Annotated in this window: 12 protein-coding genes and 1 tRNA gene; 11 read left to right on the top strand and 2 right to left on the bottom strand. The window is 66.1% G+C overall.

The genetic code is table 11. From position 1 onward, the window contains the following. Window positions 1-2 precede the first annotated feature (2 nt). The 9 genes from nuoN (at window position 3) to pnp (ending at window position 11360) form a co-directional block, all read left to right on the top strand. Window positions 3-1457 (top strand): NADH-quinone oxidoreductase subunit NuoN, encoded by a 1455-nt coding sequence (nuoN, locus tag ACFOPO_RS11860; RefSeq protein ID WP_386703438.1) that lies wholly within the window; start codon window positions 3-5, stop codon window positions 1455-1457. Between the two features lie 87 nt (window positions 1458-1544). Further along, window positions 1545-1621, top strand: a tRNA-Met gene (locus tag ACFOPO_RS11855). A 741-nt stretch (window positions 1622-2362) separates the two neighbouring features. Then, window positions 2363-2953: a ribosome maturation factor RimP gene (gene rimP, locus ACFOPO_RS11850; RefSeq protein ID WP_386703437.1), complete on the top strand. Its 591-nt coding sequence runs from the start codon at window positions 2363-2365 to the stop codon at window positions 2951-2953. A 63-nt stretch (window positions 2954-3016) separates the two neighbouring features. Further along, on the top strand, window positions 3017-4504 hold the full coding sequence (nusA, locus tag ACFOPO_RS11845) for a transcription termination factor NusA (RefSeq protein WP_200604918.1): 1488 nt from the start codon (window positions 3017-3019) through the stop codon (window positions 4502-4504). 94 nt (window positions 4505-4598) lie between these two features. Then, window positions 4599-7205, top strand: a complete 2607-nt coding sequence (gene infB, locus ACFOPO_RS11840) for a translation initiation factor IF-2 (protein ID WP_386703436.1) — start codon at window positions 4599-4601, stop codon at window positions 7203-7205. A 17-nt stretch (window positions 7206-7222) separates the two neighbouring features. Next, a complete protein-coding gene (gene rbfA / locus ACFOPO_RS11835; RefSeq protein ID WP_386703435.1) occupies window positions 7223-7600 on the top strand; it encodes a 30S ribosome-binding factor RbfA in 378 nt (125 codons plus the stop codon). A 100-nt stretch (window positions 7601-7700) separates the two neighbouring features. After that, the gene (gene truB / locus ACFOPO_RS11830) at window positions 7701-8672 is read left to right on the top strand and encodes a tRNA pseudouridine(55) synthase TruB (protein WP_386703434.1); all 972 of its coding nucleotides are present in this window, start codon (window positions 7701-7703) and stop codon (window positions 8670-8672) included. Between the two features lie 197 nt (window positions 8673-8869). Next, a complete protein-coding gene (gene rpsO, locus ACFOPO_RS11825) occupies window positions 8870-9130 on the top strand; it encodes a 30S ribosomal protein S15 (RefSeq protein WP_115858221.1) in 261 nt (86 codons plus the stop codon). Between the two features lie 121 nt (window positions 9131-9251). Next, window positions 9252-11360 (top strand): polyribonucleotide nucleotidyltransferase, encoded by a 2109-nt coding sequence (gene pnp / locus ACFOPO_RS11820; protein ID WP_200604922.1) that lies wholly within the window; start codon window positions 9252-9254, stop codon window positions 11358-11360. A gap of 146 nt (window positions 11361-11506) precedes the next feature. Here the strand turns inward: pnp and ACFOPO_RS11815 are convergent, their stop codons facing one another. Together ACFOPO_RS11815 and ACFOPO_RS11810 are read right to left on the bottom strand one after the other, a co-directional pair. After that, on the bottom strand, window positions 11507-12781 hold the full coding sequence (locus ACFOPO_RS11815) for a sensor histidine kinase (protein WP_386703433.1): 1275 nt from the start codon (window positions 12779-12781) through the stop codon (window positions 11507-11509). Continuing rightward, window positions 12778-13494, bottom strand: a complete 717-nt coding sequence (locus ACFOPO_RS11810; protein WP_386703432.1) for a response regulator transcription factor — start codon at window positions 13492-13494, stop codon at window positions 12778-12780. Before ACFOPO_RS11810 ends, ACFOPO_RS11815 begins: the two co-directional genes overlap by 4 nt. A 311-nt stretch (window positions 13495-13805) precedes the next feature. On the opposite strand from ACFOPO_RS11810, the gene ACFOPO_RS11805 reads away from it, so the two are divergent. Beyond that, complete coding sequence (locus ACFOPO_RS11805) at window positions 13806-14609, top strand: phosphatase PAP2 family protein (protein ID WP_386703431.1); 804 nt, start codon at window positions 13806-13808, stop codon at window positions 14607-14609. Next, window positions 14606-16291: a phosphoethanolamine transferase gene (locus ACFOPO_RS11800; protein WP_386703430.1), complete on the top strand. Its 1686-nt coding sequence runs from the start codon at window positions 14606-14608 to the stop codon at window positions 16289-16291. Before ACFOPO_RS11805 ends, ACFOPO_RS11800 begins: the two co-directional genes overlap by 4 nt. Window positions 16292-16363 lie beyond the last annotated feature (72 nt).

Raw genomic sequence — 16363 nt, 5'->3', positions numbered from 1 at the left:
GCATGATCATGCCTGTACGCACCGCCGCCGACCTGATGCCGCTGCTCCCGGAGCTGGTGGTGATCCTCGGCGCGTTCGCGCTGCTGATGCTCGACCTGTTCATCGACGAGCGCCGCCGCGTCATCAGCCACGTCTTCGCCATCGCCGTGCTGGCGGTCGCGACGGCGCTGATCGCCTTCGGTGTCGGCGAGCACGGCACCGTCCTGGGCGGCATGTTCGTGCGCGACACGGCCGCCGACGTCATGAAGATCACGATCGGGATCGTCTCGATCCTGGCGATGGTTTACACCTGGCCGTACCTGCGCGCCCGCGAGCTGTACAAGGGCGAGGTCTCGGTGCTGATGCTGTTCGCCACCGCCGGCATGATGTTCCTGGTGTCGTCGGGCAGCCTGGTGATGGTCTACCTCGGCCTGGAAATGCTGGCGCTGTGCTCCTACGCACTGGTCGCGATCGACCGCGACAGCCCGCTGGCGTCTGAAGCGGCGATCAAGTACTTCGTCCTCGGCGCGCTCGCCTCGGGCCTGCTGCTGTACGGCCTGTCGCTGATCTACGGCGCCACCGGTTCGCTGCAGCTCGACCAGATCGCCATCGCGGCGCAGGCGAAGATCGCCGACGGCTCGTCGCTGATGCTGATCACCGGCGTCGTCTTCGTCGTCGCCGGCATCGCCTTCAAGTTCGGCGCGGCGCCGTTCCACATGTGGCTGCCGGACGTCTACCACGGTGCGCCGACGCCGATCACGCTGTTCATCGGTTCGGCGCCCAAGCTGGCCGCGTTCGGCATGACCTACCGCCTGCTTGAAGTCGGCGCGGCCCCGTTCGAGGACCAGTGGCGCCTGCTGCTGGCCGGTATCGCGGTGCTGTCGCTGGCGATCGGCAACCTCAGCGCGATGGTGCAGAGCAACCTCAAGCGACTGCTGGCGTATTCGACCGTGTCGCACGTCGGCTTCCTGTTCGTCGGCCTGGCCGGTGGCGGTCGCGAAGGATTCGCTGCGGCGCTGTTCTATGCGATCAGCTACGCGATCATGTCGGCCGCGGCCTTCGGTGCGATCGTGGTGCTGTCGCGTCGCGGCTTCGAAGCCGACCGCATTGACGACTACAAGGGCCTCAACGCCCGCAGCCCGTGGATGGCCGGCCTGGTGCTGTGCGTGATGGCCTCGCTGGCCGGCGTGCCGCCGTTCCTCGGCTTCTGGTCGAAGCTGGCGGTGCTGCGTGCAGCGCTGCAGGGCGACATGCTGTGGCTGACCCTGGTCGGTGTGGTGTTCGCCGTGATCGGCGCGTTCTACTACCTGCGCGTGATCAAGGTGATGTACTTCGACGAGCCAGAAGGCCCGCCGATGGAAGCGAGCAGCGATCGTCCGCTGCGCATCGTGTTCGGCGTGAATGCACTGGCGCTGCTCGCGCTGGGCTTGGCGTGGAGCCCGATCATGGCGTGGTGCCAGCGCGCATTTGCGGGCTGATCGGAACGTCATTTCGCAGCCCCTGAACAGAAAACTCTGAATCGGGCTTGCGAAGATTCGCGTCACACGTTAACATTGTCGTTCTGGTGCGGGGTGGAGCAGTCTGGCAGCTCGTCGGGCTCATAACCCGAAGGTCGCAGGTTCAAATCCTGCCCCCGCTACCACATTCTTCCGGGAAGATTGACGAGCAATCCCGGGAACAACGATCAAGCCGATGCCTCAGCGATGAGCCATCGGCTTTTTTGTTTTTGCGTTCCGGCTTCGCATGTCCAGCTTTCGCATGCGAGTCGTGACGATCGATCCAGTTGCCACGTCGACTCGAACGATGCTGCCGGTGAGTCGAACCGAGTCGCTTCCCGCGTATCCATCTCTGGTAGCGGAAGTTCTCTTCCGCGGTGACGGGTCGGCATCCGGAGCCGCGAGCGGCCTTGAAATCCTTGGCCCCGGCAGCTATCTCAGGTTCACGGCCAGGGCAGGGCGGCCATCCCCGGGCAGGTACCTGCGCTGTATGAGGTGCCCGGTCAGGCGGCCTGAAAGGGTTTGCACCATCCCGGGGCAACCCGGTATCATGTGCGGCCTAGCGGTTTGGTGACCGGTCCTTCGGGACGCTGGCCCAACCCCCGCTACCAGCTTCGGCCAGGGCCCCGTGCCCTCGGACCACCCGGAATCCGGGCGGTCCCAAGGCCAAAGGCCGGGCTTTGTGGGCACGCCCAGCGTGACCACGCCGACATCCAGCTGTACGGACAAGGGGCCCGCAAGGGCCCTTTTTCGTTGTTCGTGGCTTGGTTCGTGGTCGCACGTGCTTGTCGCAAGACCGAGTCAAAGGTTGCATGTAATTCAGTCCCTGGATCGGCTGGCAGTCGTTTTGGCCGGTCCCTGGAGCATTTATCGCGGGAGTCGTACGCGTGTCTGATAAAGCTGTCGAAATTGCCAGGCTGCTCACCCCGACCGTCCAGTCGCTGGGGGTCGAGCTGCTGGGCGCCGAATACCTGCCGGCTCCCGGCAGCGCGGTGCTGCGTCTGTACATCGACGTGCCCGCGGGTCAGGAGACGGACGCGGACGGGCAGCCGCGCTCGGTGACGATCGAGGATTGCGAGGCAGTCAGCCGCGAGGTGTCCGCGCAGCTCGACGTCGAGGATCCGATCAGCGGTATGTACACGCTGGAAGTGTCGTCGCCGGGTATCGATCGACCACTGTTCACGCTCGCGCATTACCAGCGCTTCCTCGGCGAGACCGCGAAGGTCGGCCTGAAGTTGCCGCAGGACGGTCGTCGTCGCCTGACCGGGAAGATCGCCCGCGTCGATGGCGACACGATCGTGTTCCACATTGATGGCGTCGAGGCGAACGAGTTCGCCGTCGCCGTCGGCAACATCGACAAGGCGCGCCTGGTCCCGGATTGGGCCGCGCTGGGATTCGCTCCGGTCAAGCCCGGAAAAGACAAGCCTGCACAGGGCGCGCCTGAAAAAAAGCGCCGTCCTGCGAAGGGCAAGAAGTAAAAACAACCTTGGTAACCACCCAATTGCCGGCGGCGCACCAGCGCCAACGTGCGGAGTAACGAGATGAGCAAGGAACTGTTGCTGGTCGTGGATGCAGTCGCCAACGAGAAGGGCGTACCGCGTGAAGTCATCTTCGAGGCCATCGAGGCCGCGTTGGCTTCGGCCGCGAAGAAGCGCTATCACGACGAAGACGTGCTCGTGCGCGTCGCGATCGACCAGAAGGACGGCAGCTACGAAACCTTCCGCCGCATGGAAGTCGTCGCCGACGACGTCGTCATGGAGTCGCCGGACCGCCAGATCCGCATGATGGACGCGATCGACGAGGTCGAAGGCGTCGAAGTCGGCGACTACATCGAAGAGCAGATCGAGAACCCGGAGTTCGGCCGCATCGCCGCCCAGGCCGCCAAGCAGGTCATCGTCCAGCGCGTGCGCGAGGCCGAGCGCCAGCAGGTCGTCGACGGCTGGAAGGATCGCGTTGGCGAGCTGGTCACCGGCGTGGTCAAGCGCGTCGAGCGCGGCAACATCTACGTCGACCTCGGCGGCAACGCCGAAGCGATCATCCCCAAGGACAAGGGCATCCCGCGCGACGTCCTGCGTACCGGCGACCGCGTCCGCGGTTACCTGTTCGACGTGCGCAGCGAGCCGCGCGGCCCGCAGCTGTTCATCAGCCGCGCCGCCCCGGAGTTCATGATCGAACTGTTCAAGCTCGAAGTGCCGGAAGTCGGCCAGGGCCTGGTCTCGATCAAGGCCTGTGCACGCGACCCGGGCGACCGCGCCAAGATCGCCGTGCTCGCCCACGACAACCGCACCGATCCGATCGGCGCCTGCATCGGCATGCGCGGTTCGCGCGTGCAGGCCGTGAGCAACGAGCTCAACGGCGAGCGCGTCGACATCGTGCTGTGGTCCGACAACCCGGCCCAGTTCGTCATCAACGCGATGGCGCCGGCCGAAGTGCAGTCGATCATCGTCGATGAAGAAAAGCATTCGATGGACCTGGCCGTGGCCGAGGACCGTCTGGCACAGGCGATCGGCAAGGGCGGCCAGAACGTGCGCCTGGCCAGCCGCCTGTCGGGCTGGCAGCTCAACGTGATGACCCAGGACCAGGTCACCGCCAAGTCCGAGGCCGAGCAGACCGCCGCCAAGTCGCTGTTCCAGGAAAAGCTTGAGGTCGACGAGGAAATCGCCGGCATCCTGGTCTCGGAAGGCTTCAGCACGGTCGAGGAAATTGCTTACGTCCCGGTCGGCGAGTTGCTCGCCGTCGAGGGCTTCGACGAGGACATCGTCGAGGAGCTGCGTTCGCGTGCCCGCGACGCGCTGCTCAACGAGGCCCTGGCCGCGGAAGAGGAGCTCGACGAGCACCAGCCGGCGGCCGACCTGCTCGAGCTGGAAGGCATGGACGAAGCCACCGCCTACGCGCTTGCCGCGCGTGGCGTGGTGACCCGTGACGATCTGGCCGATATGGCGACGGACGAGCTGACCGATATCGAAGGTATCGACGAAGCCCGTGCTGCCGCCCTGATCATGGAAGCGCGCAAGCACTGGTTTGAATGAATACCGCCGAGTTCTGACCGGCCAATGGCCGCAGGTCTAGAATGACGCCCACACGCGCGGGACTCGTCCCGCGCAACGAGGACACGGAATCCGAATGTCGCAGCAAACCACCATCCGCAAGCTGGCCGAACTGGTGAACACGCCGGTCGAGAAGTTGCTGGAGCAGCTGGCCGAGGCCGGCATGACTTTCAGCGGCCCCGATCAGGTCGTGACCAGTATCGAGAAAGTCAAGCTGCTCGGCTTCCTCAAGCGCGCCCATGGCAAGACCGAAAAGGTCGAAGCCAGCGACGACGCTGCGAAGAAGATCACCCTCAATCGCAGCCGCAAGCAGGAAATCACTGTCGGCGGCGGCAAGAACAAGACCACGGTCGACGTCGTCGTGCGAAAGAAGGTCACGCTGGTCAAGCCCAGCGAAGGCCAGTCGCCAGGTGACGAGCGCGCCGAGATCCTGCGCAAGCTGGAGGAATCCAAGCAGCGCAACCTTGCCGAACAGGAAAAGCTGGCTGCCGACGACAAGCGTCGTGCCGACGCCATCGCGGCTACCCGCCGCGAGGCGGAGGAAGCCGCGCGCCTGAAGGCCGAGGAAGAGGAAAAGGCGAAGCTCGCCGACGCCAGCGTCCTCGTCGCCGACGAGGATTCGCCGGCTGCCGTGCGCAAGCCGCCGAGCACGCACGGTCACGGCCATCCGCCGGCCAAGCCGGCCGCACCGCGCGCCGCCGAACCGGCCCGTGGCGCTCCGGCGCACAAGACCCGCGGCTCGCACGCGATGGTCGCAGGCGTCGAGGATGACGACCGCACCAACCGCTTCGCAGGCCAGATGCACCTGAGTGCCTCCGACCGCGCGCGCCGCACCACCAACGTGCGTGGCAAGTCCAAGCCGCAGCGTCGCCAGAACGAGCAGAGCCGGTCCGGTAGCGGTTTCACCCGCCCGACGGCCCCGATCGTGCGTGACGTCGCCATCGGCGAGACGATCACGGTTGCCGACCTCGCGCAGAAGATGGCGCTCAAGGGCGGCGACGTGGTCAAGGCGCTGTTCAAGATGGGCGTGATGGCGACGATCAACATGTCGATCGACCATGACACCGCCGCGCTGGTGACCGAGGAACTCGGCCACAACGTGGTCAAGGCCGATGCCGGTTCCGCCGAGGACGCACTGCTGGCCCACGTCGAAGAGGCGCAGGGCGACAAGATCGCGCGTCCGCCGGTGGTCACCATCATGGGCCACGTCGACCACGGCAAGACCTCGCTGCTGGATTACATCCGCCGCACCAAGGTCGCCTCCGGCGAAGCCGGTGGCATCACCCAGCACATCGGTGCCTACCACGTCGAAACCGACAAGGGCGTCATCAGCTTCCTCGACACCCCGGGCCACGCGGCGTTCACCTCGATGCGCGCGCGCGGCGCCAAGCTGACCGACATCGTCGTGCTGGTGGTTGCCGCCGACGACGGCGTCATGCCGCAGACCAAGGAAGCCGTGCAGCACGCCAAGGCGGCCGGCGTGCCGCTGATCGTGGCGATCAACAAGATCGACAAGTCCGACGCCGATCCGCTGCGCGTCAAGAACGAGCTGCTCAGCGAAGACGTCGTCGCCGAAGACTTCGGTGGCGAGACCCAGATGGTCGAGCTGTCCGCAAAGACCGGCCTGGGCGTCGACAACCTGCTCGATGCGATTTCGATCCAGGCCGAAGTGCTCGAACTGCGTGCGGTCGCCACCGGTCGCGCGACCGGCGTGGTGATCGAGTCGTCGCTCGACAAGGGCCGCGGCCCGGTTGCGACCGTGCTGGTCCAGCAGGGCGAGCTGAAGAAGGGCGACTACCTCGTCTGCGGCGTGCAGTACGGCCGCGTGCGTGCGCTGTTCGACGAAACCGGTTCGCAGGTTCCGTCGGCCGGTCCGTCGATCCCGGTGCAGGTGCTCGGTCTGTCGGGCGTGCCCGATGCCGGCGACGATTTCGTCGTGGTCGAGGACGAGCGCCTGGCCAAGGATGTCGCCCAGCAGCGTGACGCCAAGCGTCGCGAGTCGCGCCTGGTCGCCGCCGCGGGCAACCGCATGGAAGACATCATGGCGCAGATGGGCAAGGGCGAGGGCCAGCTGAGCCTCAACCTGGTCATCAAGGCCGACGTGCAGGGTTCGGTCGAGGCACTGCGCCAGTCGCTGACGGCGCTGTCCAACGACCAGATCCGCATCAACGTGATCAGCTCCGGCGTGGGCGGCATCACCGAGTCCGACGCCAATGCCGCGGCCACCGCCAAGGCCACCGTGATCGGCTTCAACGTGCGCGCCGATGCATCGGCCCGCAAGGTGATCGATTCCTACGGCGTCGACCTGCGTTACTTCTCGATCATCTATGACGTGATCGACCAGGTGAAGCAGGTGGCCTCGGGCATCCTCGGCGTCGAGATCCGCGAAGAGATCATCGGCACCGCCGAAGTCCGCGACGTGTTCCGCAGCTCGAAGTTCGGCGCGGTTGCCGGCTGCATGGTGGTGGAGGGCGTGGTCAAGCGCCACAAGCCGATCCGCGTGCTGCGCGACAACGCCGTGGTCTTCGAAGGCGAGCTGGAATCGCTGCGCCGCTTCAAGGAGAACGTCGACGAGGTGCGCAACGGCACCGAGTGCGGCATCGGCGTGAAGGCGTACAACGACGTCAAGCCGGGCGACCAGATCGAGTGCTTCGAGCGCATCGAAGTCCAGCGCACGCTCTGATCCGGAAGTAGAAGACCATGCCGACCAAGTCGTTCCACCGCACCGATCGCGTTTCCGCCCAGCTCCGCAGGGAGCTGGGTACGATCGTGCACCAGGCCGTGCGCGAGCACGGCCTGCCGTCGGTCAGCGTGTCCGATGTCGAAATCACCCGTGACCTGGCCCATGCCAAGGTCTTCGTCACCGCGTTGCAGCAGGAGCGTTCGCGCGAGGCCGTCAAGGCGCTCAAGGAACTCGCCCCGCAGTTGCGATTCCAGCTGGGCCGCGCGGTGAAGATGCGGCACGTGCCCGAGCTGCATTTCCACTACGACGACTCGGTCGATCGTGGTGAGCGCATCGACAACCTGCTGCGCGACGAGGCCGGCCCAATGCCGGCTGACGACGACAGCGAAAGCTGAAAGGGTTGAGGGGGCCACCGGCCCCCCAGTTGCAGCCGTCCCGCATCCGCGGGAACGTATGCGCATCCCAGCGGCACAGCCCGCACGATTCCCGGACCTGATGAGAAAGAAGCCCCGTACCGTGTTTCGTGCACTCGACGGCATCGTCCTGCTGGACAAGCCGCAGGGTCTCAGCTCGAACCAGGCCCTGCAACAGGTGCGACACCTGTTCCGCGCCGAGAAAGGCGGCCACACCGGCAGCCTCGATCCGCTGGCCACCGGCCTGCTGCCGATCTGCTTCGGCGAGGCGACCAAGATCGCTGGCCTGCTATTGGGCTCCAGCAAGGCCTACGAAACCACCGCGGTGATGGGCCTGACCACCGACAGTGACGACGCCGACGGCGCGCCACTGCTGCAGCGCCCCGTCCCCGAACTCGACGACGCCACCATCGAAGCGGCGCTTGCACCGCTGCGCGGCGCCATCCGCCAGCGCGCACCGATCTATTCCGCGCTCAAGCAGGGCGGCGAACCGCTGTACGCCAAGGCACGCCGCGGCGAAGCCATCGAGGCGCCCGAGCGCGATGTCGTCGTGCACCGCTTCAACCTCCTGGAGCGCGAGCAGGGGCCCGATGGGGTGCGCCTGCGCCTGCATGTCGAATGCGGTTCTGGCACGTATGTCCGCAGCCTGGTCCGCGACCTCGGCGAGGCGCTGGGCTGCGGCGCCCATGTCGCCAGCCTGCGCCGGCTCTGGGTCGATCCGTTCAGCCAGCCGCGCATGTTCACGCTGGACGCCTTGCGCGAGGTCGCCGCCCAGGGCGAAGCGGTGCTCGACGGCTGCCTGCTGCCGATCGAGGCCGGCCTGAGCGCCTTCCCGCGCGCCGCGATCGACGCCGAGGCGGCGCTTCGTTTCGGCCACGGCCAGACCATCGACTGCGAGGCGGGGGAAGACGGGCTGGTCGCGGTCCATTCGCTCACCGGGCGCTGCCTGGGCCTGGCCCAGCGCGAAGGCGGCAAGCTTTCACCGCAGCGCCTGTTCCGCTGGGCGGCGGCCGCGACCCGCGAGCCTGAACAGCCGGTGGCGCCGTCGGCCTGAACGGCCAAACGCTTGTCGGTTGTCACAATTCAGGTCGCAATCGCCGGGGCGGGCTGATACAATTTCGCCGCTTTTCAAGCACTTCAGCATTCCCTTCAGCACCATTCCAGAAAACGGCGGGCCAAGCGGTGCTTTGGCGCGGATTCCCCGCGACCGATTCGCTTCTGCAGGCCACGCATCTACGAGGCAATTCAAAGATGTCCATCGACACCAGCAAAGTTATTGAAGACAACAAGCGCGGCGCCAACGACACCGGTTCGCCGGAAGTCCAGGTCGCCCTGCTGACCGCACGCATCGAGCAGCTCACCGGCCACTTCAAGGTCCACAAGCAGGACCACCACAGCCGCCGCGGTCTGCTCCAGATGGTCAACCGCCGCCGCAGCCTGCTCGACTACCTCAAGCGCAAGGACAACGAGCGCTACAAGGCACTGATCGAGAAACTCGGCCTGCGTCGCTAAACGCATTACCCACCGCGGCGCAGCGATGCGCCGCGGTTTGTTTTTAGAGGCCGCAAATGTCGGCCGACCGGAGCGGGGCAGGGGCCCCGACCGGACCGCATCGAAACGATAGGAACCCAACGTGGCAAAAATCACCAAGACCTTTCAGTACGGCAACCATCAGGTAACGCTGGAAACCGGCGAGATCGCCCGCCAGGCCGGCGGCGCCGTCCTCGTCAAGATGGACGACACCGTACTGCTGGTCACCGCCGTGGCTGCCAAGAGCGCGCGCGAAGGCCAGGACTTCTTCCCGCTGACCGTGGACTACCAGGAGAAGTTCTACGCTGGTGGCCGCATCCCGGGTGGCTTCTTCAAGCGTGAGGGCCGTGCGACCGAGAAGGAGACGCTGATCTCCCGCCTCATCGACCGCCCGATCCGTCCGCTGTTCCCGGAGGACTTCCGCAACGAAGTCCAGATCATCGCCACCGTGATGTCGATGAACCCGGAAATCGACGGTGACATCCCGGCGCTGATCGGCGCTTCGGCTGCCATGGCCCTGACCGGTGCGCCGTTCGACGGCCCGATCGGCGCTGCCAAGGTCGGCTACAAGAACGGCCAGTACCTGCTGAACCCGACCGTGTCCGAGCTGGCCGACTCCGAGCTGGAGCTCGTCGTCGCCGGTACCTCGAACGCGGTGCTGATGGTCGAGTCCGAGGCCAAGGTGCTGTCGGAAGACGTGATGCTGGGCGCGGTGATGTTCGGTCATCGCGAGATGCAGAAGGTCATCAACATCATCAACGAACTGGTCGTCGAAGCCGGCACCAAGTCGTGGGACTGGAAGGCTCCGGCCAAGAACGACGCCCTGATCGGCGCGCTCAAGGAAGCCGTTGGCAGCCAGCTCGAGCAGGCCTTCCAGGTCCGCGACAAGCTGCAGCGCCGCGACGCCATCAGCGCGATCAAGAAGGACGTGCTGCAGTCGCTGGCCGGCCGCGCCGAAGCCGATGGCTGGAGCACCGGTGAGCTGTCGAAGGAATTCGGCGAGCTCGAGTACCAGACCATGCGCAACTCGGTGCTCAGCACCAAGGTCCGCATCGACGGTCGCGCCCTCGACACTGTCCGCCCGATCGCCTCGAAGGTGAGCGTGCTGCCGCGTACCCACGGCTCCTCGCTGTTCACCCGCGGTGAGACGCAGGCAATAGTGGTTGCCACCCTGGGCACTGCGCGCGATGGCCAGATCATCGACGCCGTCTCGGGCGAGTACAAGGAACACTTCCTGTTCCATTACAACTTCCCCCCGTTCTCGGTGGGTGAAGCCGGCCGCATGATGGGCCCGAAGCGTCGCGAAATCGGCCACGGCCGCCTCGCCAAGCGCGGCGTGCTCGCTGTCATGCCGACGATGGAAGAGTTCCCGTACACGATCCGCGTCGTTTCGGAGATCACCGAGTCGAACGGTTCCTCGTCGATGGCATCGGTCTGCGGTTCGTCGCTGGCGCTGATGGACGCGGGCGTGCCGATCAAGGCACCGGTCGCCGGCATCGCGATGGGCCTGGTGAAGGAAGGCGACAACTTCGTCGTCCTGAGCGACATCCTGGGCGACGAAGATCACCTGGGTGACATGGACTTCAAGGTGGCCGGTACCTCGGAAGGTATCTCGGCGCTGCAGATGGACATCAAGATCCAGGGCATCACCGAAGAGATCATGAAGGCCGCCCTGGCCCAGGCCAAGGCCGGCCGCCTGCACATCCTCGGCGAGATGGCCAACGCCATCACCACGCCGCGCGGTGAGCTGAGCGAGTTCGCGCCGCGCCTGCTGACGATGAAGATCCACCCGGACAAGATCCGCGAAGTGATCGGCAAGGGTGGTTCGACCATCCAGGCCATCACCAAGGAGACCGGCACGCAGATCGACATCCAGGACGACGGCACCATCGTCATCGCTTCGGTCAATGCCGCCGCCGCCCAGGCTGCGAAGGCACGCATCGAGCAGATCACGTCGGACGTCGAGCCGGGCCGCATCTACGAGGGCAAGGTCGCCAAGATCATGGACTTCGGTGCATTCGTCACGATCCTGCCGGGCAAGGACGGTCTGGTCCACGTGTCGCAGATCTCCAGCGAGCGCGTCGAGAAGGTCTCCGACAAGCTCAAGGAAGGCGATGTGGTCAAGGTCAAGGTGCTGGAAGTCGACAAGCAGGGCCGTATCCGCCTGTCGATCAAGGCCGTCGAGGAAGGCGAGGGCGTGCCGGCTGAGTAAGCCGCTGCCGTAATCGCTGGAATCTGGAAAAGCGGGCTTCGGCCCGCTTTTTCTTTGCCCGTCATTCCCGCGAAGGCGGGAACCCATGGACGTTGCTTCAGCCCGTCATCCCCGCGAAGGCGGGAACCCAGCGACGTTGCTCTGCGTCAGGCCACGAACCGCAATGTCGTCGTCGTGCCATGCCCGGCATCAGAGGCGATATCCAGCTTCCACCCCAGGTGCTCGCACAGGCGCGAGATGAGGTCCAGGCCGATGCCGCCGCCGTGACGCTCGCCGCCGCCGCGGGCGACCTTGGCGTAGATCGCGCTGATCTCTTCCGGCGTCATGCCGTGGCCCGGGTCGTCGATAACGACGGTTGCAGGTGCCTCCAGGCGGATCGTGATTTCGCCGCGGTCGCTGTGCTCGATGGCGTTGCGCAGCAGGTTGCCGATGGCGGCCTGGACGATTGGAAGGGGTGCCAGGATCTCGCACGGCAACAGCGAGGACACCGACAGCACCAGGTCCTTGTCCCGGGTCAAGTGGCGGTGGTCGTCGACGATTTCCGGCAGCAACTGGTCCAGGGCGACGCGGTCGCTGACGCCGGCCAGGCGCGCCGGGTCCTTGGCCAGCACCAGCAGCAGCGAGATCAGCTGTTCGACATCGCGGGCGGTGCGCTGGATGCGGTTGAGCTGGCCGCGCGTGCCTGCAGGCACGTCGGGCTGCTGCAGCGCAATCTCGCTGGCACCGGCGATGACGGCGATCGGCGTGCGCAGTTCGTGGCTGGCGCTGTCGATGAAGGTGCGCTCGCGTTCAACGAAGCGGTCGTTGCGCTGCAGGTAATCGTTGAGGGCGTCGGCGATCACCACCAGTTCGCTGGTGGCCGACTCCGGCACTTCGATGCGCTGCCCGGAATGGTCCGGTTGCAGATGGGCAATGTCCTTGGCGACCTCGCTGAGCGGACGCACCAGTCGGTTGACGCTCCAGGCGATCGCGATTCCGAGCAGCACGATCATGGTGACGGCCGAGCCGACCACGGTCAGACCCATGTCGAATTCGCGCTGTTCCAGGGCGGTGATGTCCAGCGCCAGCATGATCGGCCGGCCCTCCACTTCGCGCACCAGTACGACGCGCTCGACACCGTCGACCACCACTTCGTCATGCACGCCCGGTTCGAGCGAGCGCAATGCGGGCGGTATGTCTGCGGGATTACGGCCGTCGTAGAGGGCGATGTTGGATGTGTCGACCCAGCGGTAATCAGGATCCTTGCTGCTCAGCTCGCGGATGTGGTCGAGCTCGGCGTCGAGCAGGCCTTGCCAAACCAGTTGCTCGGCGTGCTCGTTGACGAGAAAACCGTGCAGGATCACCGCGACGGTCAGCACCACCACGTAGCCGAGCAACCCCAGCAGGATGCGGCGGCGCAGGCCGGAACGGGGAGCGCTCACGGCCTGGTCTCCGCGGCGGCGTCCGCGGCAACCGGGGGCGCGCCAGCGGGGGCGATGCGATAGCCCACGCGCGGCAGGGTCTGGATGAGTTTGGTGTCGAACGGCCCGTCGACGCTGCGGCGCAGTTCGTAGATGTGAGAGCGCAGCATGTCGCCGTCGGGCGGGTCGTCACCCCAAAGCGCATGCTCGAGCCGATCCCGCGTAACCGCGGCTGGACTGGCCTGCATCAGCACTTCCAGCAGTTTCCGGCAGGCCGGATACAAGTGCAGCGCCTGCCCATTGCGGGTCACGTCGAGCGTGGTGAGGTCAAGCCGCAGGTCGGCCACCTGCAGCACGCGGCTGCGGCCTCGTCCGCTTGCGCGCGCGACCAGTGCCTCAAGCCGCACTTCGAGTTCGGGCAGGTCGAAGGGCTTGGTCAGGTAGTCGTCGGCGCCGGCGCGGAAGCCGGCGATCTTGTCGGGAAGCTCGTCGCGCGCGGTCAGCATCAGCACCGGCATGTTGCGGCCAGCATCGCGCAACCGGCTCAGCACTTCGCGGCCGTCCATGCGCGGCAGCATCCAGTCAAGCACGATCGCATCGAAGTCCTGGGTGATCGCAAGGTGCAGCCCGGTGGGGCCGTCCGGCGCCGCATCCAGGGTGTAGCCGCGCGCTTCGAAATAGTCGAAGAGGTTGGCGACCAGATTGCGATTGTCCTCCACCACCAGCACGCGCATAGGCAGTCGCCCTTTCCTTTGTTGCAGCAGGCACGGACGCGAGTTGCACCGAGCCGGACAGCTTGCGCTGTCGTTCGTCGGAAACCTGTCGGAACGGGCCGACGATACTCCGTGACTGTGCGGAAGGGGAATCCTGCAAAGGCGCAGGACGCCAACCGACCGAGCCGACGCTGAACGAATGCATACGAACTTGCGGCGTCTGGCGAGCACTCCCACCGCTTTCCGACAACCCGCTGCGGATCATCGCCGCCATTCCGACTCCGGAATGCGTCCCGAAGATCGCTCCAGGCAGCATGAACAACTCTCCTTCCATGAAATCCCGCGTCGCCAGCGGCTCCGCTTCCTGGCTGGCGCCGCAGCGCTGGCCTCTGCCGGGGAGCGGCGGACCCGGCTCGCGCTTCTACGTCCTCCATGCCTGGATTCCGCTGATCGTCTTTGCGGCGCTGGTGCTGTGGTCGATGGTGCTTGGCGGCGACCAGTGGCTGGCCGACCGCATGTACGCCTGGCAGGGCGGGCAGTGGCAGCTGCGACACGACTTCATCACCGAGCAGGTCATCCACCGCATTGGCCGCGATGTCAGCAGCATGGCCTGGTTGACGGTTCTGGCAGCCTGGATCGTGGCGCGCACACGCCCGGGTTGGGGAATGCTGCGGCGGCCGCTGGCCTGCCTGCTGGTGTCCGTTGCTGTCTCGACTGCGCTCGTCGCATGGTTGAAGTCCTGGTCCAACATGGATTGCCCGTGGGACCTGGTGCGTTATGGCGGCGCGCGCGAATACGTCGGCCTGTTCGCGATGCGACCGCTGGGCATGTCGCGCGGTGCCTGCTTCCCGGCCGGGCATGCCAGCGGTGGCTACGCCTGGTTGTCGCTCTACTTCTTCCTGTGGTCGGTGCGCCCTCGCTGGCGCTGGCTGGGGTTGGCCGTTGGCATGGTGGCCGGCCTGACGTTCGGGTTGTCGCAGCAGCTGCGCGGCGCCCACTTCCTGTCGCATGACCTGTGGACCCTGGCGATCTGCTGGGGCAGCGCCCTGGCGGTGTTTCTGTGGTTCCGCAGGCGTCCGGCCGTGGCCGACGCGGCGACGATGCCTGTCGCCACATCGGCGGAGGCGGCGCGATGAATTCGGTTGTCCGCGGTCGCCCGCAGCTCCTCGGAGCCCTCGCGCAGCAGTTCCGCCAGTTCTTCGCCGTGGGTCCAGAGCTCTCGGTGGAGATGCTCGCGCTCGTGGCGGCGGCTTTCTTCACGCTGTTCTGCAACACGGCGTTCTTCCGCGAAGTGATCGCGCTTGGCGCGTTGCACGGCCTGCGTGGAGTCGGCACGGGCGCCAGCCTGGTGGTGATGATCGGCGCGCTGAACATGCTGTTGCTGTGCCTGCTGCTCAACCGATGGAGTGCCAAGCCGGTGCTCACCGTGCTGCTGCTGGTCACGGCCGCGGCATCGCACTTCATGAGCCAGTACACGGTCTATCTCGATGCCGACATGCTGCGCAACATCCTGCACACCGATGGCAAGGAGTCGGGCGAGCTGATCACGCTGGGCATGGTGCCGAGCCTGGTGGTGCTGGGTCTCCTGCCGTCGCTGCTGCTGTGGCGCGTGCGCCTGCGTCGCCGTCCGTTGGGACGCGCGATCGCGGTGCGCGTGGGCTGCATTGTCCTGACCCTGGTGGTTGCGTCCGGTGCGGCGCTGGCATCGTTCCAGGACCTCTCGGCGCTGATGCGCAACCATCGCGAGGTGCGCCATCTCATCACGCCCGGCAACTACATCGTCTCCCTGGCGAGGGTGATGCGCGACGACCAGGCGGGACACAACCGCCCACGCACGCCGATTGGCACGAGTGCCAAGGTGATCGGCCGTCCGGAGGGTGCCAGGCCGCGCCTGCTGGTACTGGTGGTGGGCGAGACCGTGCGCGCGCAGAACTGGGGCCTCAACGGCTATGCCCGCGACACCACGCCGCAGCTGAGCCACATCGCTCCGATCAACTTCAGCAACATGAGGTCCTGCGGTTCGGCCACCGAAGTCTCGGTGCCGTGCATGTTCTCGCCGTACGGGCGGGCGCACTACGACAAGGACAAGATCAATCACTCCGAGTCCTTGCTGCACGTGCTCGAGCACGCCGGCATCGGCACGTTGTGGCGCGACAACCAGACCGGGTGCAAGGGCGTCTGCGAGGGCCTGGCATTCGAATCGTTCGAGCACGCCAGCGATCCGCAGGCCTGCACGGCAGAAGGCTGCATGGACGAGGTGATGCTCAAGGGCCTGAGCGAGGCCGTGGCCCGCAAGCAGGGCGACATGGTCGTGGTGCTGCACCAGCTGGGCAACCACGGTCCAAGCTACTACAAGCGCTACCCCGCGTCGATGCGCCGGTTCACGCCGACCTGCGAAACCCCCGAGCTGGGCAAGTGCAGTCGCGACGAGATCGTCAACGCGTACGACAACGCCGTGCTCCACACCGACGACTTCCTGGCGCGGACGATCCGCGTGCTGGCCGAGCAGACCGGGCGTGACACGGCCATGATCTACCTGTCCGACCACGGCGAGTCGCTGGGCGAGAACGGCCTGTACCTGCATGGCGTTCCGTACGCGATCGCACCGGACACGCAGACCCGCGTGCCGATGGTGATGTGGCTGTCGCCCGGCATGGCCGCGTCGCGTGGGATCGACCAGGGCTGCATGAGGCGCGAGAGCGCCGCACCGGCGAGCCAGGACAACCTGTTCCACTCGGTGCTCGGGCTGATGCAGGTGAGCACTCCGGAGTACGACCCCAGCCTCGACCTTTTCCGGGGCTGCAGCGCCCACGGCTGACGTTGCCGGGGACTCTCCGGCTTTTACGACCGCATCCAGAATCCAGCATCCAGAATCCAGAATCCGCGATCT

It is taken from the genome of Lysobacter sp. GCM10012299 (assembly GCF_042649405.1).
In the GTDB taxonomy this organism is placed as follows: domain Bacteria; phylum Pseudomonadota; class Gammaproteobacteria; order Xanthomonadales; family Xanthomonadaceae; genus Lysobacter_J.
This window is presented reverse-complemented; position numbering and strand designations above follow the sequence as displayed.